This is a genomic window from Rheinheimera nanhaiensis E407-8, assembly GCF_000296695.1.
Taxonomy (GTDB): Bacteria; Pseudomonadota; Gammaproteobacteria; order Enterobacterales; family Alteromonadaceae; genus Alishewanella; species Alishewanella nanhaiensis.
Genome location: NZ_BAFK01000014.1, coordinates 79117 through 103084, shown reverse-complemented (window position 1 = coordinate 103084; position 23968 = coordinate 79117). Strand labels below are relative to the sequence as shown.

Sequence of the window (23968 nt, the reverse complement as noted above, 5' to 3'; positions counted from 1 at the left end):
CCATTTTGCCAGCCCTATTGTTGTGCTTTATAGTAAAGCGGTGCAGATCAATTAAGGCCACTATGATAAACCAGGGCGTTAACCGGACCACACAGTTTCTTGCCTGGCTGGGCAGTTTTTTGCTGATATTGTTGTTTGGCTATCTTAGCTGGCAGGGTTATCAGCAAACCCCCAGTCCGCAGCTGTTATTACGCTGGCTGGTGGCCTTTTTAGCCAGTGAGCTGATTTTACTGCTGCTGGTGCGCGAAATAGACTGCTTATTTCAACGGCTGTTACAACAAGCACAGCAGGCAGAACAATTACAACAACAGCTGGCTTCGCGCCAAAACAACAATTATCAGCAAGCGCTTAGCACACTAAACAATATTGCCACCAGCTTCGATCCGGATTGGCGCAAACAACTTAGGCAAGCCCTGCAGGTAGCCGCAGACTACCTGCAATTACCTATTGCGATTGTTAGCAAAATTGAGCAACAGGATTATCAGGTACTGGTGCACAGTGCCCCGGAAGGTTTACTGCAGGATGGCAGCCATTTTGCGCTGGGTAACACTTACTGCAGCTTAACACTGGCCCGCGGCACCGTGCTGGCCATTGACCAGATGAGCCAAAGCCAGCATGCGCAGCACCCTTGTTTTAAAACTTTTGCGCTGGAAAGTTATATCGGCAGTGCCATACAAGTCGATGGTAAGCCCTTTGGCACCGTCAGTTTTTCCTCTGCTACAGCCAGAGCCACGCCCTTTAGCCAGCTGGAGTGTGATTTTGTCAGCCTGCTGGCACGCTGGATTGGCAGTAGTATAGAGCGCCGGCAGTATCTGGAAGCTCAGGTTGATGCGGCGCAGCGGCTGAAGAAAATTGCCAGTCAGTTGCCGGGCATGGTGTTTCAGTTTCAGCTAAAACCGGATGGCAGCAGCAGTTTCCCTTATTGTAGCGAAGGGATCCGCGATATTTATCAGCTAACGCCAGAGCAGGTTAAAGACGACGCCTCAGCCGTCTTCGCGCTGATCCACCCGGATGATTTGGCCGCCGTTCAGGACAGTGTTGCCGCCTCAGCAGCCAGCTTAAGTTTATGGAAAACCGATTATCGGGTGCGCCGACAAGATGGCGAGTATATCTGGGTGACCGGCCGCTCAATGCCGGAGCAACAGCCCGATGGCAGTGTGCTGTGGCACGGCTTTATCAGTGACTTAACCGAGCGCAAACGTGTAGAGCGGCTAAAAGATGAGTTTGTTTCAACGGTCAGCCACGAGTTGCGCACCCCGCTAACCGCGATTAGCGGCGCCATTGGCTTGTTGCATGGCCAGGTATTCGGCGCGCTGCCGGAGCAGGCCCGGCAAATGACTGAGCTGGCACAGGCTAATGTGAAGAAATTGCAGCTACTGATTAACGACTTGCTGGATATGGATAAACTGATCGCCGGCAAAATGCAGTTTGATATGCAGCCGCAACCGCTGCTGCCGATTATTCAGGCGGCGCTGCGCGATAACCAAAGTTATGCCCAGCAATATCAGGTAAGCTACCAGTTGGATGCCGATCCGACCGATATTTGGGTACGGGTTGATAATATGCGCTTACAGCAGGTACTGACCAATCTGCTGTCGAATGCGGCAAAATTTTCACCACCACAAGCGGTGGTGAAGGTGGTGCTGCAACAACAAGACGATACGGCGTTGATCCGCGTGATAGACAGCGGCTGCGGTATCAGTGACGATTTTAAGCCCTATATTTTCAGTAAGTTTTCGCAGGCCGACAGTTCAGACAGCAAAACTAAGGGCGGCACTGGCCTGGGGCTGGCCATTAGCCAGCAATTGATGCATAAGATGCAGGGCAATATCGGCTTTCACTCGGAGCAGGGTAAAGGCAGCGAATTTTATTTACTGCTGCCGGTAGAACGCATTACAGAACATTCAGAGGAAATACTATGACGGCACTACAACGCATTATGCATGTAGAAGACGATCCTTCGATTCAGCAGGTCGCAAAAATTGCGCTGGAGGCCGTTGGCGGCTTTACCGTGCATACCTGCAGCAGTGGCCAACAGGCGCTGGACGACTACCCGGCCTTTGCGCCACAGTTAATTTTACTTGATGTGATGATGCCGGGCATGGATGGCCCGACAACGCTACAGCAACTGCGTCAGCAGTTTGATTTATCAAAGGTACCGGCCGTATTTATGACCGCCAAGGTACAAAGCAGTGAGGTAGAGTCATACAAAGCCCTGGGCGCCGCTGATGTGGTGGTAAAACCCTTTGACCCTATGGCACTGTCCGGCCAGATCAGGCAAATCTGGCAAGACTTTCATCAGGCTTAGTACAACAGATTTAGTACAGCAGACTATACAGCTTGCGCCGGTAATGGTTAGCCACGCTGTCGCCCTTAGGCAGCGCAGCCAGGATATCCAGATACAGCTTTTTGCTGCTGCCAAAATTCAGATCTTGTTGCAGTATGCTAAGCAGCAGCGCCAGCGCTTCTTCACTGCGCTGCACCGCCTGGTACTGAATGGCCAACTGCTCTTTCAGCTGCTGGTTGCTGTCATCCTGTGCCAATTGCGCTTGCAGCGCCTGAATTTCCGGCGTGTCGGCGGCTTCTTTTGCCAACTTCAGCTTGGCCTGTACGCTTTTGTACAAGGCATCCTGCTCAGCCAGTTTGATCTCGCCCAGCAGGGCTTCAGCTTGCGGTAACTGGCCCAGGCTTACGGCGGTATCAGCCAGCCACACTTTAATGTCGCTGCGCGCAGGGGCCAGGGTTAACGCCTGCTTTAGCAGCGGATATGCTGCGGCATAGTCCTGCTCAGCCAGTTTTTGCTCTGCCTGTGCCAGTAACTCATCTTCCGGCTTGGGTAAATAAGCCGCCAGTTTGGTCAGGATCGCCTGCTCGGTTTCCACCCCGGCAAAACCATCGACCGGCCGGCCCTGTTTAATCATCATCACAGTCGGCAGCGACTGCACACCAAACTGCATGGCCAGATCAGGCTCTTTATCACAATCTACCCGCGCCAGCAGCAGCTGATTAGGGTACTGGCGAACAATTTTTTCCAGCACCGGGCTTAGTTGCGTGCAGCCTTCGCTGCGCGCCGACCAAAACTGAAACAGCACCAGTTTTTGCATTGAGGCATCAAGCACCTCACGGGCATTATTAAGAGACACATCCACTATTGGCTGTTGCATAAAAGCATTAATCCTGTACGGCGATATAAACTCAATTAGTTGTTACTATGTGGGCTGGCCGGCCGCTTTGCAAGCCTTAGCATGGCCGATTAAAGTCGCAAAAGCTGGCGGAAAAGCATCGACATCTGGCCGTCTATCACGTAAATTATCCGGGCGCACTAAAAAATGACTGCCCAGCAGCAACTAACCATAGCGCCATAGTTTGAGTTAACAGTTTACTCTGCTTAACCCGTCCACGTAGCACAGAATAAAAGCAGCAATAGCACTGCTTTAAATGATTCACCCACGCTTTGCCTGCAAAGCCGTGGCGTGTTGTCTTTGCCACAGCAAACTATGAGAAACCAACATGACCAGCCAAACCAAGCCAGACGATAAGTCAGCCGCCACCACCAAAGCGCCAGAAATGTTGTCCGGTGCCGCTATGGTGATCCGCGCCCTTGCCGATGAAGGCGTAGAATACCTGTACGGTTATCCGGGCGGCGCGGTATTGCATATTTACGATGCGCTGTTTCAGCAAAATAAAGTCAAGCATGTGCTGGTACGCCATGAACAGGCCGCCACCCATATGGCCGACGCCTATGCCCGTGCCAGTGGCAAGGCCGGTGTAGTATTGGTGACCTCCGGCCCCGGCGCCACCAATGCCGTTACCGGTATTGCCACCGCCTACATGGATTCCATTCCGATGGTGGTGTTAACCGGCCAGGTGATGAGCCATCTCATTGGCGATGACGCCTTTCAGGAAACCGATATGCTGGGCATCTCCCGGCCAATTTGTAAGCACAATATGTCAGTGCGCCGGCCGGAGGATATTCCGTACTTAATTAAAAAGGCTTTTCATATCGCGCAAACCGGCCGGCCCGGCCCGGTGGTGCTGGATATCCCGAAAGATATGACAATGCCGAACCAAAAATTTCCTTACCAGTACCCGGCAGAAATTAACCTGCGCTCGTACCAGCCGAAACAGCAAGGCCATGCCGGTCAGATTAAAAAAGCCGTTACCGCCTTACTCGCGGCGAAAAAGCCGGTGTTATACGCCGGCGGCGGTGTCATTATGGGCCAGGCAGCGGAAGAGCTGACCGAACTGGCGCAGCTGTTAAACCTGCCGGTAACCAATACGCTGATGGGGCTGGGCGCTTACCCGGCCGGTGATAAGCAGTTTATTGGCATGCTGGGCATGCACGGCAGCTATGAAGCTAACCAGAGCATGCATCACGCCGATCTGATCCTGGCCGTCGGTGCCCGTTTTGATGACCGGGTCACCAACAACACGAAGAAATTCTGCCCGGATGCCACCATCATTCATATTGATATCGACCCGGCCAGCATCAGTAAAACCGTTAATGCGCATATTCCGATTGTTGGTCTGGTAAAACCGGTGCTGACAGACATGCTGGCAGTGCTAAAGCAGAAAAAGAAAAAGCTGGACAGTGCCGCACTACAAAGCTGGTGGCAGCAAATTGCACAGTGGCGCGCCGTGCATGGCGGCCGCTACGACAACGCTGCGCCACTGTTAAAGCCGCAATATGTGATAGAGCAGGTCGCCAAAATTACCAAGGGCGATGCTTATGTTTGCAGCGACGTGGGCCAGCACCAGATGTTTGCCGCCCAGTATTACCCGTTTAACAAACCTAACCGCTGGATTAACTCTGGCGGCCTTGGCACCATGGGTTTTGGCCTGCCGGCCGCGATGGGGGTAAAGCTGAATTACCCTGACGCTGACGTCGTCTGTGTGACCGGTGAAGGCTCTATTCAGATGAATATTCAGGAGCTGTCTACCTGCAAGCAGTATGGTCTGGGGGTGAAAATTATTAACCTGAATAATGGCTATTTAGGCATGGTAAAACAGTGGCAGGATATGAACTATGAGTCGCGCTATGCCAGCTCCTATATGGATTCACTACCCGACTTTGTCAAACTGGCCGAAGCCTATGGCCATGTCGGTATTCGGGTGACCAAACCGGAAGAGCTGCAGCCAGCGCTGGAGCGCGCCTTTGCACTGAAAGATCAGCTGGTGTTTTTAGATATTCACGTTGACCCCAAAGAGCACGTTTACCCGATGCAGGTGCCGGGCGGTGCGATGAACGAGATGTTTTTAAGCAAAACAGAGAGGACTTAACATGCGGCATATAATTTCTGTTCTGCTGGAAAACGAATCCGGCGCCCTGGCCCGTTTAGTAGGTTTATTTGCCCAGCGCGGTTATAACATCGACTCGCTAAACGTAGCCCCAACCGACGATCCGACCTTGTCGCGCTTAACACTGGTAACGCATGGCAATGATCAGGTTATCGAGCAAATCAGCAAGCAGCTGCATAAGCTGATTGAGGTGGTAAAAGTATCCGATATCAGCGAAGCGGCGCATATCGAGCGAGAGCTGATGCTGGTAAAGGTTAAAGCCAATGGCAACCAGCGTGAAGAAGTAAAGCGCTGCGCAGATATCTTCCGCGGCCAGATCATCGATGTGACACCAACGACTTATACCATTCAGTTGGTAGGTACCGGCGATAAACTTGATGCCTTTATTCAGGCCTTAGGCGCCACGCCAATTCTGGAAGTGGTACGCAGCGGCGCTTCGGGTATCGCCCGTGGCGAGAAAACGTTGGCGTTGTAACGTCAGTATCCTTAACCACAGCAGGCGCGCCTTGTGCGCGCTCTGCCTTAAATGCCACTATTTATCTATTGCACGATAAAAGCTACTTCACGTCCCAAGGCGGCATAACTTATCAGTTGCAGTGCTAAACCCTGTTTATTGGCAAATTCATTAAAAGCTTTGAACTCATGGTGTTCAAAGCCTTCATATGCCCAAAAGTCGTCAAAAATTAACACACTACCTGGCACGATACGCTCCGCTAACAACGATAACACAGTAACCGTTGAGCTGTACAAATCACAATCTATATGCACCAGACTCACTGGCTCCGGATGATCGACCAGAAAAGCTGGTAGCGACTGTTCGAACCACCCCTGATGCAGGCGGACATTTTCTGCTACTTTGGGTAACCTGCCGTGGGTTGAATAACTGCCTTTTGGCTCGCCAGGTTTCCAATCCTCAGGTAAGCCCTGAAAACTGTCAAAACCATGAACTATCTTTTCGCAGCCCTTAGCTAAAATATTAATAGAGCGACCATAACAAACGCCAAACTCTAACCATAGGCCGCTCTGAGGCGCAACCTTGGCAGCGTAATTCAGCACATCCACCGGCAGTCCAACCAGCTTGGTATGCGTGTCTCGCATGCTAAGGGCATGCTTTGCACCACTAAATTGATGCTCATGCACAAAAAGCGTACGCGACAATGTGGCATTCTCGTACCAGGCTTGCAGCAATCCATGTAGTTGCTTCAGCCCCAAATGCGTTGGAAACTGATTGATATAACTTACCAAGTCTTGACTAACCTGCTTATACCCCGCCTGTTCTAAAGTGGCATGTGCCAACAACAACGCCGACTCACCCTGTATCGCCATAGCCCGTTTAAGCTTGGTGAGCTCAGTGATGACATCATCTTTATGCCCCAGTGCTGCCAGTGCCCGCGCATAGGGTAGTACCTTGGACTCTGTAATTGGGGCCCCATCGGCGATATGCTTGAATGCAGTTAACGCGTCTTCAAAATAGCCCGACTACCAGGCAACACGGCCAAATAACTGCTGCACCGACAACTCTGAACTGTCTGGCATTATCGGTTTAAGCATATGATACGCCTGGTCATAATCCGCTAGTACAGACAAAATAAAGGCGTTGTAAATCATGTAATGACTATTCTGATGATCAATATTCACAGCTCGCTTTATACACTCGAGGGCAGCGTCAGCTTTGTTATGGTGCATAGCGATTTGAGCCAGTAAGAACCACCCCTCGGCAATCTCAGGGTTGACTTGCAAAAGATCCCTGCAATCCCTTTCTGCTTGAGCCAACAGCCCCTGAGATAATAGTTGTTTTATTTCATTCACTCGCAGTAAAGATGTCAAAATATACTCCATTCGTCGCTTTAGAACTTTTATAGCAGCCAGAAAAGATATAATAATGAAAAGCCTATTAAATAGCTTAGCCCGCACCAACTTAACCATTTCAGCGGCTTGCTCAGCACTATGCCGCCATCGCCCCGCATCAGGCTGTAATTCAGCCAGGCAAATACCGGCGTGGTTAAAAACGCCAGCGTCATAGCAAAGGTTAACATGGGCGATAACGCTGCTTTGAAAAACAAAATAAGTGCCATACCGCAGCCGGCCTGCGCCAGCAGCCAGTAATGTAATGCAGCTTTGTGTTTTACCCAGCCCAGCTGCTCAAAGGACGCATGTAAGGTGCGGGCATAGCCATCCAGCACAGTGATAGTAGTGCCGAACATACATAAAAAGGCAATTAACGCTACCAGCGGCCGCGCCCAGTCGCCAATGGTGCTGGCATACATTTGCATCAGTTGCTGGGCAAAAGCACTGCCCGCCAGCGCAATCGGCTGCGCATTGCCATATTGCACCAGGGCGCCGAGTGACAAAAACACCAGTGCCAACGCTGCGGTTAACCAATAGCCGAGGTTAAAGTCAAACAAGCCCTGAGCGCGGCTAATGTGGGTATGGCGCTGCTTGGCTTTTAGCCACAGCGAGCTGATTGCCGAGATTTCAATTGGGGCCGGCATCCAGCCCATTAAGGCGACTAAAAAGCCTAAGCTGGCCAGCGTCCAGGGCGAAGGGCCAACATAATCTGCCGGTGCCTGAGCGCCATTTTGCCAGGCAATCAGCGCCGCTATCACCGTAGTGATGGTCAGTAATACCATGATCACTTTGGCGACATTATCCAGCGCCTTGTAATGGCCCAGTAGCAAAATCAGCAAACAGGCGGCCAGAATAAGCCAGCATAATAAGGTTACCGACAAATTGCCTGGCAGCGCATACTGCAACAGGCTGGCGGTTAACAGCAGTACCCCGGCGGTATTCACCACAGCGGCGATGATATTGAGCACGATAAAGCTGTAAAAATAACCCCGGCCTTTGCGCTGATAGCCCATTAGCAGGCTTTCTTTGCGGGTTAGAGTGTATTCCACCCCAAAACGGAAAAATGGATATTTCAGCACATTAACCAGTAAAATCAGCCAGGCCAGTTGCCAGCCGAACAAGGCGCCAGCCTGAGTGGAGGCAACCAGATGTGAGCCGCCAATCGCCGCCGTGGCCATTAATACCCCTGGCCCAAGCGCCTGCAGGCGGCCACGCCACACACTAAGTGATTGTTGCATAGTTATTATTCTACCCCCATTGCCAAGCGCCTCAGCTTAGCCAAAGCGGCCGGTAAATACTATTGGCGCGGCGGTTTTTTCACTACCGATTGGCAAAGACAGCAAATTCTTCCATACTGGCGCAAACCCATTCCCGCGCGGAGCTTTTATGAGCGATGAGCTGCTCGACCAGGCCATGTTATTTGAAGTTATCGAAAACCAGCTGGCCGACAATTACCCCAAGCAAGTGACTGAAACCCTAATGCGGCTGCGCATGACAGGCCATAGCCGCGATGAAGCCATTGAGCTTATCGCCTGTGCCTTAGCACCAGAGATGATCGATGTGATAGAGCACCAGCAAAGCTTTAACTTGGAGCGCTATGCTGCACATCTGGCGCAATTGCCCGACACATCCTGGCTGGAGGATGAAGACGCATGACCGAGCCGGTTATTCAGCACCAGAGTGAGCAGCAGCGCTTTGTGCTGCAATTGGATGGCGCTGAAGCCGTGTTAGATTATGCTCTAAGCGGCGATAGCATTAATTTTCATCATACCTTTGTGCCACCAACATTTCGCGGCAAAGGCCTGGCTGAAAAGTTAGTCCGCCACGGCCTGGCCTGGGCCAGACAGCAGCAGTATCAAATCAGCGCCAGCTGCTGGTATGTGCAGAAGTTTTTGCGCTAAATGCATCTACATCATATTAACCTTCAGTTATAGTAAGCGGCAGTCGACACACCAACAGGAGTCCGGTGTTGCAAACCAGTCAGTTGCTTATTCAGTTAATGTTGTATGTGTTTTTACCGCTGTGGGGTATTGCCGGTTTTGTTGACTGGTGCTGCCATCGCGCTACCCGCATTGAACACACCTCAGGCTTAAAAGAGTCGCTTATTCACTCATTAATGGGCATACAAATGGCGGTGCCGATTTTGCTCTGTCTGCTGTTTAAAGTGAACGTGCTGATCATGCTGATTTGCCTCGCCGCCTGGCTGGCCCATGAAGCCGTAGCGCATTACGACGTGCATTATGCGGCGCCGAAGCGCCATATCAGCGTGTGGGAGATGCACGCGCACAATTATCTGGCCACCCTGCCACTGTATATGCTGCTGCTGATTATCGTGATTAACTATCCGGTGTTTATTAAGCTGGTTAGCTTTAACTGGCAGGGCGAGTTTTATTTGCAGCGCATGCCCTATGCCCACGGTGGCGAGGGGTATTTGCCGTATTATCTTGGCTTTATGGCTGTAGTCTGTGTGCTGCCGTATATGGAAGAAAACCTGCGCTGCGTAATCGCGGCACTGAAACGGTTGCAGGTGCAGGCATGAACGTTTATATCACCAGTAGCGGCCACTTTTTACCCGGCCCGGCTATTAACAACGAAGAAATAGAACCACTGCTGGGGTTAGTGCACGGCAAACCCAGCCGGCTGCGACGGCGCATTTTGCAGTCTAATGGCATTCAAACACGGCATTATGCAATTGATGCCAACCACAACACCACCATATCAAACGCCGGCATGGCAGCCAAAGCGGCCGAGCATTGCCTGAGCAGCAGCTTTTTAGGCAAACGGCAGATTAAAATGCTCAGCGCGGCCACCAGCCAGGGCGATATTGTGCTGCCGGGCTTTGGCTCTATGCTGCAGGCTGAGCTGGGGTTAAGCGACATTGAACTGCACAGCAGTCACGGTATTTGCTCCAGCAGCCTGATGGCACTCAAAGCCGCCTTTACTAACCTGAAAACCGGCGAACAGCCGAATGCGCTGGTGGTCGCCAGTGAGCTGACCTCACGCTTATTTAAAGCCAGCCGCTATGAAGCCGCTGGCGCCGAGCTGGATTTTAACGCTGAGTTTCTGCGTTGGATGTTATCCGACGGCGCTGGCGCCCTGCTGCTGGAAACCCAGCCGCGTGGCAAATGCTTTCGTATCGACTGGATCCGCAGTTTCTCACATGCCGATGCGTATCCGGTGTGCATGAGCGTGGGTTACCCCAGCAACAGCCCGCACACAAGCTGGCAGGACTATGCCAGCTATGCCGAGGCTGAAGCAGACGGTGCCCTGTTAATTCGTCAGGATGTGCGTTTGCTGGAAAATATCGTCAAGCTGGGTGTCGATGGCTACCTGCGGTTAATCAGCGAAGGCCGGGTACAGCCAGACAAGATAGACCATGTGCTGTGCCATTATTCATCGCATTATTTTAAAGGCAAAATCTTCGACATGATGCAGCGCGCCGGCGTTGGCATTGCCGAGCATAAGTGGTACTCCAACCTGTATAGCCGTGGCAATACCGGCTGCGCCTCTATTTTTATTATGCTGGACGAATTTCGCACCAGTCAGGCACATCAGGTGGGCGATACCATTTTGTGTATGGTGCCCGAGAGCGGCCGCTTTAATAACGCCTATATGCAATTAACGGTGGTGGAACCATGACAGAGCACGTATTAAACCCACACAGCCAGCAGTGTTTACAGGCACTGATGCGGGTATGGTTTGACTTTGAGCGCCAGCTGGGTCGGGTGCCGCTGCTGCAGCGTTTAGAGCGTGGCCAGTTTAGTAAAGCCGATTACTGCCAGCTATTGCTCAACTGGCGCCAGCAGGTGATAGAGGGCTCGCGCTGGATCAGCCGCTGTGCCTCCAGCTTCGACCGTGATTACAGCGATGTACGATCCACCATTATCGGCCACGCCCGAGAAGAGCACCGCGACTACGAAATGCTCGAGCGCGACTATGTTGCCGCCGGCGGCAACTTAGCCGACATTCAAACGGCGCCGCGAAATATCGGTACCGAAGCCTTGCACGGCTTTTTAATGTATCGCGCCAGCCAGCCAAACCCAGTCGATTTAGTCGGCGCCATGTGGATTATTGAAGGTTTAGGCCAGAAAATGGCCGACAACTGGGCAGCACAAATCGACCGGGCCACGGGCGGTGATGGCAGCTATACCCGTTTTATGCGCTACCATGGCGCCAACGATGATAACCATATGCAAAAGCTGTATCAGCTACTTAACCGCTTATGCCAGAGCCCGGCTCAGCTCAGCGCCATAGTGCGCACCGCCCGCGTAACGGCAAAACTGTATTGCCTGCAACTGGAAGAGACAGAACATGACTACAGCGAATAAAGCCGGTTACAGCGCCTATTTGCGCGCTATTGCTAACGACAACTCACTGCCGATAGAGCAGGCGGCACTGGATCTCTGGTTAAAAGATTTGCAAAACCCGCTGCGCTGGAGTGTAAGGCCGCTATTGCAGTTTATTTTTGCCGTATTACTGCACCTGATCTGGCTGTTTAAACGCCTGCCGCTGCCGCAGTTTAGCGCGCACAACACGCTGCAACGGTTAATTTGCTGGTTTTGCACGCATTTTGTCAGTAAAGAAGCCAATTTACTGATCTTGCGCCACTATGCTACCGAGTCCAATGTGCTAAATTTTCTCGCCGTTAACAGCCCCAATGTCAGTTTTAACCCGGTACAGCTTTATCCGAAAAGTATTGCCGATATGCAACACGCCAGCTTTGTTGAGCACGACCAGGAGTTATTCCGCCTGTTTGCTGAACTGGGCCACTGGCAATCCCCAAAACCGCCGCTAAGCCCGGGTGAGTTAAACTGGCAGCACTGGCAAAGCATTGATATGCAGCGCTTTGATGTTGCTGAAAAGCGCACCCAGTGGCTGGATTTTGAGACCTCGCATGCGCTGTTTATGTGTCTGTTTTGTTTATTGTTAACCCGCGAAGAGTACCGCGATGCCATTAACGGCTTTAACCTCGACCAGTCTATCGCCATCCGCATTGGCGATCTGGTGGGAGATAGCAGCCTGCGCGAACTGGCCTATAACAAGTATCCACACTATCTGGTAGGCCCATGGAATCTAGGCCAGCGCTTTTTAATGCACGGTTTTTTTACCGAGCATCTGTACGCCTATTTACAGCAACATAAAGCTGACCAAAAGCCACAAAATCACACATAAATTACACAATATATTTATATTAATCTGGCAAAACAGCCACGCTAATCGCATAATCGGATCCGTTTCCCAGCAGTATCCGGGACTATTTTTCATGGAGAGAATCAGATGCTGCGTAGCCTTATTTTAGTCACTGCATTTTTTTGTTTAACCGCCTGTAAAGACAAAGCTGAAATCCGTTATACCGCCTTTAACGTGCCACACATTACTGCCACATCTTACTATGGCCTGGGGTATGGCAGTGGCTATGCTCAGGCAGAAGAAAACCTCTGCACCCTGACAGAACAAATCGTTAAACTTAAAGGGCAAAAGTCACGCTACTTTGGCCCGGGCCAGCAACAGGTTAATCTGCTGTCTGACTTTGGCTACAAAATTCTTGATTATCCCGGCCAGGCGCACAGCTACCTGTCGCAGCTGCCGGCCGAGGCCAGCGAATTATTGCACGGCTTTGTCAGTGGCTTTAATGCCCGCCTTACCGAGTTAACGCCGGAGACTTACCCCAGCCCCTGTCGCCAGGCCAACTGGGTGGCCCCGCTCAGTGCCACAGAGTTACTGGCCTATCATCTGGAATTGGCAGGCCTTGCCAGTAGCCGCAATTTGCTGCTGCCGATGGCGCTGGCACAACCGCCAGTGCCGGGCAATCAGCAGCAAACCAAGGTTCAATTAAACGCTGAGCATATTCTTACCAGTCGCGGCTTGGGTAGTAATGGCTGGGCGTTAGGTGGCGATAAAACAACAAATGGCCAGGGCGCTTTACTGGCCAACCCGCACTTTCCGTGGGATGGTGAGCTGCGGTTTTTTCAGCAGCACCTGACCATTCCCGGCAAACTGGATGTCAGCGGCGTGACCTTGGTTGGCTTGCCAACGGTGCTGATCGGCTTTAATCCACATTTGGCCTGGACACACACTATTTCGCAGTCGAAACAATTTACCTTTTATCAGTTGGAGCTGGAGCCAGACAACCCGCTGCGTTACCGCTATGGCAATGAATACCGCGATTTCACCCAGCAACAAGTCAGTATTGATGTCATGCTGCCCGATGGCAGTATGCAGCAGGTTAGCCGCACCTTTTACCGCAGCCATTATGGCCCACTGCTGGATTTAAGCACGCTGGATGCCAGCCTGGGCTGGACGACCCAGTCTGCGATCAGCTACCGCGATGCCAATGCCGGAAATTACCGTATGTTGCAGCAATGGCTGGCAATAGGGCAGGCACGCAATAAAACCGAGCTGATGGATGCGCTGGCACAGCATCAGGGTATTCCCTGGGTAAATACCTTAGTCACCGAGCAAACTGGTGATGTGCATTATATTGATGCCAGCCAGGTGCCTCTGCTGCACCCTGTCGCCGAAGCTTACTGGCGCCAGGCCAGCCAATCACCGGCGCTGGCTGCGCTATGGCTGGGCGGCGATGGTGCCGTGCTGCTGCCGGGCAGCGAACCCATATTTGAATGGCAAGACAGCGGCCAGACACTTGGCGCCGGTCTGGTGCCGCTGCAACAAGCACCGCAGCTTAGCCGGCGCGATTACCTGTTCAACGCCAATAGCAGTCACTGGCTGGCAAACCCGCAGCAGCCGCTGGAAGGTTACAGCCTGATGTATGGACCGGAGCGCACTGAGCTTAGCCCGCGCAGCCGTTATAATGGCCAGCTGATTAACAACCCGCAACTGATGGGCGCAGATTTGCGCTTTAGCGCCGCTGAGCTGCGACAAGTATTTAACCGCAACGAAAGTTTATTCTCCGACAGCTTTCGCCAACAGTTAGTACAGCATTGTCAGGCCAACCCGGTGTACACTGATAACACAACTGAGCAAACTGTTGATTTGCAGCTAATATGTCAGGCGCTGGCGAACTGGGACGGTCGCTATAACCTCAACAGCCGGGGTGCCCACATTATGCGCGAGTTTCTTGCAGCGTTTCGAAGCCCGGCACATGCCGCGCTGCAGCCACAGCTATTTGCTATGCCTTTTGATGCCAACGCCCCTCTGCATACCCCTGACGGCTTAGCTATAAGCGATAATCCGCAGCAGGATCCGGTGCTACAGGCATTAGGCCAGGCCGCTTTGCGCCTGCAGCAGGCCGGTATCGCGCCCGATGCAACGCTGGCCAGCATTCAATATTTAATTAAAGCTGAGGGCCAAACGCCCATCGCTATGCCAGGGGGTTATTCGTTTGAAGGGCTATTTAATATGGCAGAAGGTAGCCAGCAGTCGCGCAGCAGCTCAGAGCTGGCGAATAATGTTACCGGCATCGGCAGGCCCGACTCGCCACTGTTGTTACATTTGCTTGCAGGTGAGCCACGCGAAGCCTATACGTTAAATTCCGGCTCCAGCTTTGTGATGGTAATGGCGTTTACCGAACAGGGCCCGCAGGCCAGTATGCTGCATGCTTACAGCCAGGCACATGATCCGCAGTCGGTACACTTTAACGACCAAACGCTGTTATACCGTGAACAAGCGTGGCAGCCGATGTATTTTCAGCAGGAAGATATCAAGCAGCATACTAAACGGCTTATCAGGTTTAGCCTGCCAAGGCCAGAATAAAAGTAACCGCAGGCACTGAGGCAGTATATGAATAAGGTCGCACTGATAACGCTGCATGGTATGGGAGACACCCAGCCCGATTACGCTGAACCGTTGTTTAATCAGCTGCGACAGCAAACCGGCCTGGCTGCTCAGGGGCTTTATTGTGCCGCTGTGTATTACCAGGATTTACTGCAGTATAACGAACAGCGGGTATGGCGGGCACTGGGTAAAGGCTTGCGCTGGGCCACGCTGCGCCGCTTTATGCTATTTGGTTTTGCTGATGCGGCGGCGCTGGAGCACCGCAAAGAGCAGCCGCACAGTTTGTACCATTACGGCCAGTTAAAAATTGCCCGCACGCTTTATGTAGCCCGCCAGCAATTAGCTGCCGATGGCAAACTGGTGTTATTGGCGCATTCTCTGGGTGGCCAGGTGTTGTCCTGCTACCTGTGGGATGCCCAACAAGCCAAAGCAGGCAACAAACCGGCAGCCGGTATCTGGCGCGATATTAAACGCTACCAGGCTGGTATCAGCGGCGATACACCGCTTAGCGACGATGACATCGCCTTTTTACGCGGCGATAAACTGGCAGCGCTTATTACCACCGGCTGCAATATTCCGATTTTTGTCGCCGCCCATGCGCTTGAGCAGATCATCCCCTTTGCCAGACCTAACGCCGACTTTAGCTGGCACAACTTTTATGACAAAGATGATGTACTGGGTTGGCCACTGGCCGGCTTATCAGACGCCTATGCCAGCCTGGTAACGGATATTGAAGTCAATGCCAAAGACGGTTTTTGGGGCTGGTTAAGCGCCAGCTGGAACCCGCTGTCGCATAACCAATATTGGCGGGATAAATATGTTATCAATAGTCTTTTGAAAATAATCAAAGAGTTAGGAACAAAATCAAGTTAACAGCCTATAACTCTGTAGTTGATACGTTACAGATTAAATACAGATAACCGCAAAAAATTAAAATCTACTCTTTAAATGCCTTGTTATTGAATATATGCTCTAAACCGTCATAAATTTTTACAGTTGTAATTTTCTGTGACTCTATAAGAACAATATATTCAGGTAATTTAGGAAGAACATGTTGAACACTAATAAGTACAGATTAAGCGGCATAGCTGTCGCCGTAGCATTATCTGTCACCGCTTGTGGTGGTAGTAAAAATGTCGCCCCAGAGGCATTCAATGTCTCAGTCGAAGCAACCAAAAGCTGGATTCCGGTACAAGGTAACTTTATTGTATCCGACGCCAATACCAAAGATACCTTACGTATTTCAGCCATTTCTGAAAATGGCGCAACAGTGCAAGCGCAGCAGGGCCAATACCGGCTCAGTAACGGAGTCCTTACTGTACAAGGTACACAGTTTACCTATGTCCCGCTAAACGATAGTGCGACACAGGTGACCTACACCGTTACCGATGGCAAGTTGAGCGCAACCGCGACTTTATCCATAGCGGCACCGGTCTCGGACCCGCTGGCTTACCAACAATGGCATCTGCGCAATACCGGCCAGGCAGCATACTCACAAAATGCTGAGGCTATCAAAAACTTACTAATAACAGACTTGGGCTGGACAGAAGCAGCAGCTGATGCTTGGATAGCCAGCCGGATTGACCCCGAGCTGTTGGTACCCGGCGAAGACATGAATGTTGCCGCAGCCTTTATGCAAGGTGTAACGGGTGAAGGCAGTATTGCTGTGGTAGTGGATTCTGGATTAGAAATCGGCCACGAAGATTTACAGGCCAATATTCTACCGAACCGTTCATTAAATATGGTTGCCGGTGCATTAAATGTAACGGATCCAACATCAACCAGCGCCTTTGGTGATCACGGCACCAGCGTAGCAGGTCTGATTGCAGCAGTGGGCTGGAATGGCTTGGGTGGTCGCGGCGTAGCGCCTGATGCCAAACTAATTGGTATGAACTATCTGGAATCTCAAACAGATCTTAACGCAGCGTTAAGCCACGGCATTCCTGGCAGTGGCATTACCGAGAGCGAGCCATTAACCGTATTTAACCGCAGCTACGGCATCAGTTATCCAGCCGTTATTTCTTACGATTTGTTTGACGAAGCCGTACAAGGCTACTCTGCTATGGCGCTGCGCTCAGGCTTAGGTGCGGTTAATACCAAATCCAGTGGTAACAGCTTCCTGCGACCCGGTAACAATAGTTGGGCAGGTAGCATCTGTGACGAGGCAAACCAGTTGGGTTTAACTTGTCTGAATGGCAATTTTGAGCCATCGCAAAACACGCCTTTTTATTTCTCTATAGCAGCGGTAAATTCAGACGGCGGCCACACCAGCTATTCAACTGCAGGTGCTAACGTACTGGTTTCTGCGCCAGCTGGCGAATACGGTGATCTGGCACCTGCCATGGTAACCACCGACCAGATGACCTGTTTGCGCGGTTATAGCGGCTTCCCAAGCGTTGAAGCAGGCGGCTGGCCTGAATATGATGCGGCGTTTACGCCGTTTAACTACCCGGGGCACCCAGAAAACCCAAGCTGCAACTACACCAGCACCTTTAACGGCACCTCGTCTGCAGCACCTAACGCTGCTGGTGTTATCTCGCTGATCCATAGTGCTAATCCGGCGTTATCCTACCGTGATATCAAAGACATTCTGGTGAAAACCAGCACTAAAGTTGACCCAAAAAACGAACCAGTTGTGCTTGCTGTTGGCGACGGTGAATTTGTCGCTCATCCAGGTTGGGTCGAAAATGCGGCCGGTTATGCCCATAATAATCTGTACGGCTTTGGCCGGGTTGATGCAGGCTCTGCTGTAGCGCTGGCCAAAACATACAGCTCAGCATTACCAGAGCAAATAATGACGAACTGGACGGCATTAGGTAGTCAGGCAGCGGAAGCACCGCTAACGGCTGAAGTACCAGATAACAATGCTGAAGGTGCAGTGTTAACGCTGGAAGTCACAGACGACATCACAGTAGAAGGTGTACAGTTTGCTTTTGACGTAGCAAATGCTGAACTGCGCTCAGATTCATGGCCTAGCCAGACAACAGCCGGTATCGACTTAGCGATAGAAGTGACATCACCAAGCGGCACTAAGAGCGTGTTACTGTCGTCTAAGCAAGCAATAGCTGATCCGTCATTTGACTTTGCTACCGGCTACAACGAGGGTTATATTCTGAAAAACTCAGTATTCCTGTCGAACGCTTTTTATGGCGAGAATGCTCAGGGTGTATGGACAGTTCGCCTGGTAGATACCAATGGTACCGACTACGCAGTAACAGATTCAGTTTGGCCTGAGGGTTATAAAAATAATCTGCAAAACTCTGTAGTAGAGGGTGTAGCAATCCGGGTATTTGGTCACTAACAGACAAGGGAATTATTTATGAAGTATAAAGTATCAATCTTGGCAACTACCCTGTGCTTGTTAGTCAACACGGCCTGTGCCCAAGATTTAAAAAGTGAATTGCGCCAAAATACAGTTAAACGTTCAATGGACAAACCAAGTATGACCACAGCGGCCCAAGCCGCCACCTATGGTGCTTACCTGCTACAGTCTGATTTAATTGCGGTACCGCAAGCGCTGGCTGATCGTACGGTCAGCAAACAGGATATTGGCAACATGACCTTAGTACAGCGCCCGGCCAGCAACGACATAGAGCAGGTTATTGAGTTTCGCCGCAATGCGGTAGTGCATAACAATATGACCGGCGAAATGGGCGTTGTCACAGGTAATATCAGCCTGCTTGCCAAACCAGGCGGCGATATTACCAGTTTGCTACGCCAACTTGACTTAAAAGTGGTGCGCTCAGCAAGCGCAACCGGTGTGTATGTTGTAAAACCAAACACCGATGTCGAACTGCTGTCGTTACTGGACCAAATCAAAGCGTCCGACTTAGTTAGTACAGCACGTTTGGATATTCTGGAAAGAAAATATAGTAATCAATAAGGTTACTTAAACTTTAACAAGCCCTGTTTGTACAGGGCTTTTTTATTTCACCGGCAAATAAACCGTTACCACTAAACCACCAAAAGCATGGTTATGTAAGGTAATATCACCATGATGCATATCAACAATCTTCTTAATAATTGCCAGCCCCAGGCCTGAGCCACCGCTGCCGCGGGCAATATCACCCTGAGTGAAGGGTTCAAACATGGCTTTCATCTGATGCTCCGGTATACCAGGGCCATGATCGCGGATTTGTAAATAAACCCGTTTGCGGTTGCGTTCAAAACCGGTAGAAATTTCAATATCACCCTCGCTGTAGCGCAACGCATTTTCTAGCAAATTGTTTAATAAACGCTTAATGGCAATACGGCGTAAGGTGATTTCAGGCAGGTCAGATGCCAGGTGGGTGCTGATATGGCGCTGCTGCAAATGCTCTGCCTGTACCAGTTCCTGTACCAGGGTATTGAGGCTTTCTTTTTGACCGGGTTCTTCTTTGTGGTGGCGCAAATAATCAATAAACTGGTCGATAATGGCATTCATATCTTCAATATCATTAATAATGCCATCGCGGATCCAACTGTCCTGCTCGTGCATCATCTCTGACGCCAGCCGGATACGGGTAAGGGGGGTGCGCAAATCGTGTGACACACCGGCCATCAGTAAGGCGCGGTCCTGCTCTAACTGACGGATACCCCGCGCCATATAATTAAACGCTTTGGTTACCGCGATAATTTCAGTAGAGCCTTTATGCTCAGGCAGCGGCGGTGGAAACTCCCCCCGGCCTACCTGCAGCGCGGCCTGCTGCAGGCTTTTCAGTGGCCGGTTTAACTGGCGGGCAAACAACCAGCCACCGCCCACACTGAGCACGCCTATCATCAGCAAATAAAAGGTCAGCGGCGAAAAATCGGTTTCATCCAAGCCAGTCAGCGGCACCTTGACCCAATACTGTGGCGCCTGCGGCGGCCGCACCCAAAAGGCATAGGTATCGCCCTGCGCCACCCGCACTTCAGCCGGGCCGCCAAGCTCACGCGACATCAGATCGGAAAAATAACCGTAATAGCTGGCCTGCGCCAACCCTTGTTGCAGCGCTTGCTGCTCGTTGTATACCTCGATGCCGGTCGCTTGTTGAAAACGGCTGGTTAGCTCTTCCGACAACACCGACTGCGGGTGACCGACGTCAATAAATACCACCTTAATTTGCTTGGCAATAAGATGGTTAATTTGCTGCGTAGTAGGCTTAATGACGTAAAACGCCACAGACAAGTATGACACCAGTTGATTAATCAGCAGCAATAGGCCAATTAAAAATACCGTTTGGCCAAAGGCACTGCGGGGCAATAACCGCATTTAGCTTACACTGCCGTCGGGCACAAACACATAGCCCAAGCCCCACACCGTTTGGATATAACGCGGGTTAGCCGCATCGTCTTCCAGCATGCGGCGCAAACGCGATACCTGCACATCAATACTGCGCTCCATCGCTGAGTAATCACGGCCGCGTGCCTGGTTCATCAGTTTATCGCGCGATAGCGGCTCGCGCGGGTGGCTTACCAGCACCTTGAGCACCGCATATTCGCCACTGGTCAACGGCAATAGCTCATCGCCTTTGCGCATTTCACGGGTTGCCAGGTTAAACTTGAACGGGCCAAACTCCACCACCCCCTCATGCTGGCTGGGTGCACCGGGCAGCTCTTTGCTTTTACGCCGCATCACCGCACGAATACGCGCCAATAATTCACGCGGGTTAAACGGCTTGGGCAGGTAGTCATCGGCGCCCATTTCCAGGCCGATAATACGGTCTACCTCATCGCCTTTGGCGGTCAGCATAATAATCGGAATTTCGTTCTCCTGCTGCCGCAGCCGGCGGCAGATCGATAAACCATCTTCACCTGGCAGCATTAAGTCCAGCACCAGCAGATGAAAGTTTTCCCGTTCCATCAGACGCTGCATTTGCTCGTAGTTTGCTACGCTGCGCACTATATACCCCTGCTCAACCAGATAACGCTCCAGCAAAGCACGCAGGCGCATATCATCATCGACTACAAGAATTTTTGGCGTTTCTGAACTGGCCATAATGAAGCCTCCCTGAGATTTGCTTCACTATAAACGAAAAAACCGCCGCGGCGAAAAACCTTGGCGGTTGTTTATGTTACAAAGTTTGTCAGCCGATTTTTACCGTTAAGGCTGCTCGTTTACCGGTACCCGTTTCAGCGGCGGGTTAACCCAAACCACATGACCGGCATGGGCACTGGTACGGGTTAAATTATTCGCTTGCTCGGTTAAATCCGGGTCTACCACATAAGTATATTTTGCCGGCGCAGTAGAACAGCCTGTCAGGCCCACTACCAGTAACGCGGCGACTACACTGACTTGTTTTGCTTTCATGCGCTGTTACCTCTTATCGTTGTGTAAAACAACTATAGTCAAGCGGCTATTGGCTGGCTAGCACATTTTTGTGACATCTAAATGACAGCACGCAAAAAGAAGAAAATAATTTATAATATATTGTTTTTAATGGGAATTAATTAATCAACGCGCTTATACCAATAAAGTTTGCGTCAATTAACTGACAGCTAATACAGCGCGGCAATAAAAACTGCTACCATCGCTACCATCTGTTATCTAAGAATAATTAGCCATGCGTACCGATTTAATTACCCGTGAGGGCTTTGAAGCCCTGCAACAAGAGCTTGACTATCTTTGGCGGGAAAAGCGTCCCGACGTTACGGCCAAAGTGGCCTGGGCTGCCAGCCTGGGCGATCGCAGCGAAAACGCCGATTATCAATACAACAAAAAACTACTGCGTGAGACCGACCGCCGCATTCGCTTTTTACGCAAGCGGCTGGAAGTGCTGAAAATAGTTGATTATTCACCACAGCAAGACGGCAAGGTATTTTTTGGTGCCTGGGTAGAGATTGAGAATGAGCAGGGCGAACAGCTGACATTTCGTATTGTCGGGCCGGATGAAATTTACGGCCGCAAAGATTACATCTCGATAGACTCGCCCATGGCACGGGCGCTGCTAAAAAAAACCGTCGATGACGAGGTTAGCGTAACCACTCCGGCTGGCAATAAACTGTGGTTTGTTAACGCCATCCGCTACCAAAGCGCCAGCTAACGCAGTTTATTGCCGTGCACAGGTGCCCCTTGGACTGGGCGAAAACAGCGACAGCCGATGCGAGGCTGATCAGGCGCTGTTTTCAACAAAAATTAGTTCGGTTGAGCTTAACAACATCCGCAAGAGTCCGAAATTCCCTAAAACAAACACTTGACCTAAAGCTAACTTGAGGTAATAGCTTGTATTGCGATTTGGCCGTTGTCTGTTTCTGGCAGCGGTTAAGCTAAACTGGTTACCGTTTATTTAAGCTTTCAGGAGGTCAGGTGCAATCTGTTATTCAGGTAAACAACTTAAGCAAAACCTATCCGTCCGGTTTTCAGGCGCTGCAGCATGTTGAGCTGGATATTCGCCGCGGTGAAATTTTTGCGCTACTGGGACCTAACGGCGCTGGCAAAACCACGTTAATCAGTATTATTTGTGGCATTGTGAATCCGGGTGAAGGTACTGTACTGGTCGACGGGTTGGATATAGTGCAACAGTACCGCCAGGCCAGACAGCGTATCGGCTTGGTGCCGCAGGAGCTGTCGGTGAGTATTTTCGAAACAGTGTGGGACACGGTGAGCTTTAGCCGCGGTTTATTTGGTAAACCCGCCGACCCGGCTTATTTGCAGCAACTGCTGCGTGATTTGTCGTTATGGGATAAAAAAGACAGCAAAATTATGACATTGTCCGGCGGTATGAAGCGCCGGGTACTTATTGCCAAAGCATTGGCGCACCAGCCACAAATTTTGTTTCTGGATGAGCCCACCGCCGGGGTCGATGTCGAGCTGCGCCGTGATATGTGGCAGATGATCCGCCGGCTGCGCGACAGCGGCGTGACCATTATTCTGACCACCCATTATATTGAAGAAGCTGAAGATATGGCTGACCGCATCGGTGTGATCCGCGCCGGCCAACTGGTGCTGGTGGATGATAAAACCAGCCTGATGCAAAAGCTGGGCAAAAAGCAGTTGCTGTTGCAGCTGGTCACGCCATTAGCACAGATACCACCGGCGCTGGCCTCGTATCAGCTGCAGCTGTCTGCCGATAACAGCCAGTTGATTTACACCTATGATGCGCAGCAAGAGCAGGCGACTATCGCTACTTTATTACGTCAGCTTAATAGCTTAGGCATAGAGTTCAGCGATTTAAATACCCGCGAAAGCTCGCTGGAAGATATCTTTATTGGCCTGGTAGGAGATGCCGCATGAATTTTTACGCTATCAAAGCCATTTATCTGTTTGAGCTGGCCCGCACCTGGCGCACGCTGATGCAAAGTATTGCCTCACCGGTGTTATCTACCTCGTTGTATTTTATTGTATTTGGCTCTGCCATCGGCTCGCGCATGGTCGCAATAGACGGCATCAGCTACGGCGCCTTTATAGTACCGGGCTTAATTATGCTAACAGTGCTGACAGAGAGTACATCGAACGCCTCTTTTGGTATTTATATGCCAAAATTTTCCGGCACCATTTATGAGATTCTATCGGCACCGGTGTCGGCAGTAGAAATTATTCTCGGCTATGTCGGCGCCGCGGCCAGCAAAGCTATTCTGCTGGGGTTAATTATTTTGCTGACGGCACAGTTTTTTGTCGATTTCAGCATAATACACCCGCTGTGGATGCTAACCTTTTTAGTGCTTACCGCCATTAGTTTCAGCCTGTTTGGTTTTATTATCGGTGTGCTGGCTAACAGCTTTGAACAGCTGCAAATTGTGCCGTTGATGGTGATCACACCGTTGACGTTTTTGGGCGGTAGTTTTTATTCCATCAGCATGTTGCCGCCACTGTGGCAGCAAATTACGCTGTTTAACCCGGTGGTGTATTTAATTAGTGGCTTTCGCTGGAGTTTTTATGGCGTGGCCGATGTAAATGTCGGCTTTAGCCTGGCAATGATCCTGCTGTTTATGACCAGCTGTATTGGCGTGATCTGCTGGATTTTTCATACCGGCTATAAAGTTAAAATATAGAAAAAGCAGAGCCCGGGTGGGCTCTGCTAAAAAAAGCCGTTGATGACGAAGTGCTGGTTAACACACCGTCAGGCAGCAAGTTGTGGTTTGTGAATAGCATTCGCTACGGTGTCAGCACCGAGTAACAGGGGCAAATCAT

General features: G+C 51.1%; 24 protein-coding genes. 17 read left to right on the top strand and 7 right to left on the bottom strand.

What is annotated here, in order from left to right; translation table 11 throughout:
- Nucleotides 1-62 precede the first annotated feature (62 nt).
- Nucleotides 63-1922 (top strand): GAF domain-containing sensor histidine kinase, encoded by a 1860-nt coding sequence (locus RNAN_RS12370; protein ID WP_008222262.1) that lies wholly within the window; start codon nt 63-65, stop codon nt 1920-1922.
- Entirely contained in the window at nt 1919-2308 is a 390-nt protein-coding gene (locus RNAN_RS12365) for a response regulator (RefSeq protein ID WP_008222260.1), read from the top strand. Before RNAN_RS12370 ends, RNAN_RS12365 begins: the two co-directional genes overlap by 4 nt.
- A 10-nt stretch (nt 2309-2318) precedes the next feature.
- On the opposite strand, the gene RNAN_RS12360 is transcribed toward RNAN_RS12365, so the two are convergent.
- Complete coding sequence (locus RNAN_RS12360; protein ID WP_008222258.1) at nt 2319-3164, bottom strand: tetratricopeptide repeat protein; 846 nt, start codon at nt 3162-3164, stop codon at nt 2319-2321.
- A 346-nt stretch (nt 3165-3510) separates the two neighbouring features.
- Here RNAN_RS12360 and RNAN_RS12355 point away from each other — a divergent pair, with 346 nt between their 5' ends.
- Nucleotides 3511-5280, top strand: coding sequence for an acetolactate synthase 3 large subunit (locus RNAN_RS12355; protein ID WP_008222253.1), 1770 nt, complete (start codon nt 3511-3513; stop codon nt 5278-5280).
- A gap of 1 nt (nt 5281) precedes the next feature.
- Nucleotides 5282-5773, top strand: a complete 492-nt coding sequence (gene ilvN / locus RNAN_RS12350; protein WP_008222251.1) for an acetolactate synthase small subunit — start codon at nt 5282-5284, stop codon at nt 5771-5773.
- A 65-nt stretch (nt 5774-5838) separates the two neighbouring features.
- On the opposite strand, the gene RNAN_RS18740 is transcribed toward ilvN, so the two are convergent.
- From RNAN_RS18740 to RNAN_RS12335, 3 genes are all read right to left on the bottom strand, one after another.
- On the bottom strand, nt 5839-6600 hold the full coding sequence (locus RNAN_RS18740; RefSeq protein WP_237739921.1) for a class I SAM-dependent methyltransferase: 762 nt from the start codon (nt 6598-6600) through the stop codon (nt 5839-5841).
- Nucleotides 6601-6777: 177 nt separating this feature from the next.
- The gene (locus tag RNAN_RS12340) at nt 6778-7125 is read right to left on the bottom strand and encodes a tetratricopeptide repeat protein (protein WP_148275737.1); all 348 of its coding nucleotides are present in this window, start codon (nt 7123-7125) and stop codon (nt 6778-6780) included.
- A gap of 29 nt (nt 7126-7154) precedes the next feature.
- The gene (locus tag RNAN_RS12335) at nt 7155-8384 is read right to left on the bottom strand and encodes an NRAMP family divalent metal transporter (protein ID WP_008222246.1); all 1230 of its coding nucleotides are present in this window, start codon (nt 8382-8384) and stop codon (nt 7155-7157) included.
- Between the two features lie 148 nt (nt 8385-8532).
- On the opposite strand from RNAN_RS12335, the gene RNAN_RS12330 reads away from it, so the two are divergent.
- The 10 genes from RNAN_RS12330 (at nt 8533) to RNAN_RS12285 (ending at nt 18763) form a co-directional block, all read left to right on the top strand.
- Entirely contained in the window at nt 8533-8802 is a 270-nt protein-coding gene (locus RNAN_RS12330) for a hypothetical protein (RefSeq protein ID WP_008222244.1), read from the top strand.
- Nucleotides 8799-9047: a GNAT family N-acetyltransferase gene (locus RNAN_RS12325; protein ID WP_008222243.1), complete on the top strand. Its 249-nt coding sequence runs from the start codon at nt 8799-8801 to the stop codon at nt 9045-9047. The genes RNAN_RS12330 and RNAN_RS12325 overlap by 4 nt, the downstream gene beginning before the upstream one ends.
- A gap of 65 nt (nt 9048-9112) precedes the next feature.
- Entirely contained in the window at nt 9113-9685 is a 573-nt protein-coding gene (locus tag RNAN_RS12320; RefSeq protein WP_008222241.1) for a hypothetical protein, read from the top strand.
- Complete coding sequence (locus RNAN_RS12315) at nt 9682-10785, top strand: beta-ketoacyl-ACP synthase III (RefSeq protein WP_008222240.1); 1104 nt, start codon at nt 9682-9684, stop codon at nt 10783-10785. The genes RNAN_RS12320 and RNAN_RS12315 overlap by 4 nt, the downstream gene beginning before the upstream one ends.
- Nucleotides 10782-11474, top strand: a complete 693-nt coding sequence (locus tag RNAN_RS12310; protein WP_008222237.1) for an iron-containing redox enzyme family protein — start codon at nt 10782-10784, stop codon at nt 11472-11474. Before RNAN_RS12315 ends, RNAN_RS12310 begins: the two co-directional genes overlap by 4 nt.
- Nucleotides 11458-12318, top strand: coding sequence for a DUF6999 family protein (locus tag RNAN_RS12305; protein ID WP_008222235.1), 861 nt, complete (start codon nt 11458-11460; stop codon nt 12316-12318). The genes RNAN_RS12310 and RNAN_RS12305 overlap by 17 nt, the downstream gene beginning before the upstream one ends.
- Before the next feature lie 105 nt (nt 12319-12423).
- The gene (locus RNAN_RS12300) at nt 12424-14859 is read left to right on the top strand and encodes a penicillin acylase family protein (RefSeq protein WP_008222233.1); all 2436 of its coding nucleotides are present in this window, start codon (nt 12424-12426) and stop codon (nt 14857-14859) included.
- A 27-nt stretch (nt 14860-14886) separates the two neighbouring features.
- The gene (locus RNAN_RS12295; RefSeq protein WP_008222232.1) at nt 14887-15753 is read left to right on the top strand and encodes a hypothetical protein; all 867 of its coding nucleotides are present in this window, start codon (nt 14887-14889) and stop codon (nt 15751-15753) included.
- Nucleotides 15754-15931: 178 nt separating this feature from the next.
- Nucleotides 15932-18181: a S8 family serine peptidase gene (locus tag RNAN_RS12290; RefSeq protein ID WP_040552092.1), complete on the top strand. Its 2250-nt coding sequence runs from the start codon at nt 15932-15934 to the stop codon at nt 18179-18181.
- Between the two features lie 141 nt (nt 18182-18322).
- Nucleotides 18323-18763, top strand: a complete 441-nt coding sequence (locus tag RNAN_RS12285; RefSeq protein ID WP_008222226.1) for a serine protease external chaperone — start codon at nt 18323-18325, stop codon at nt 18761-18763.
- A gap of 42 nt (nt 18764-18805) precedes the next feature.
- Here RNAN_RS12285 and envZ read toward each other — a convergent pair whose 3' ends face one another.
- The 3 genes from envZ to RNAN_RS12270 form a co-directional block, all read right to left on the bottom strand.
- On the bottom strand, nt 18806-20110 hold the full coding sequence (gene envZ / locus RNAN_RS12280; protein WP_008222223.1) for a two-component system sensor histidine kinase EnvZ: 1305 nt from the start codon (nt 20108-20110) through the stop codon (nt 18806-18808).
- Entirely contained in the window at nt 20111-20836 is a 726-nt protein-coding gene (ompR, locus tag RNAN_RS12275; protein ID WP_008222220.1) for an osmolarity response regulator transcription factor OmpR, read from the bottom strand.
- Between the two features lie 105 nt (nt 20837-20941).
- Complete coding sequence (locus RNAN_RS12270; protein WP_008222218.1) at nt 20942-21148, bottom strand: hypothetical protein; 207 nt, start codon at nt 21146-21148, stop codon at nt 20942-20944.
- A gap of 253 nt (nt 21149-21401) precedes the next feature.
- Between RNAN_RS12270 and greB the strand changes: the two genes are divergently transcribed.
- The 3 genes from greB to RNAN_RS12255 all read left to right on the top strand — a co-directional run bounded on the left by greB (nt 21402) and on the right by RNAN_RS12255 (nt 23829).
- Nucleotides 21402-21881, top strand: a complete 480-nt coding sequence (gene greB / locus RNAN_RS12265; RefSeq protein WP_008222217.1) for a transcription elongation factor GreB — start codon at nt 21402-21404, stop codon at nt 21879-21881.
- A gap of 263 nt (nt 21882-22144) precedes the next feature.
- Nucleotides 22145-23071: an ABC transporter ATP-binding protein gene (locus tag RNAN_RS12260; RefSeq protein WP_008222215.1), complete on the top strand. Its 927-nt coding sequence runs from the start codon at nt 22145-22147 to the stop codon at nt 23069-23071.
- Complete coding sequence (locus RNAN_RS12255) at nt 23068-23829, top strand: ABC transporter permease (RefSeq protein WP_008222213.1); 762 nt, start codon at nt 23068-23070, stop codon at nt 23827-23829. Before RNAN_RS12260 ends, RNAN_RS12255 begins: the two co-directional genes overlap by 4 nt.
- Nucleotides 23830-23968: the final 139 nt, after the last annotated feature.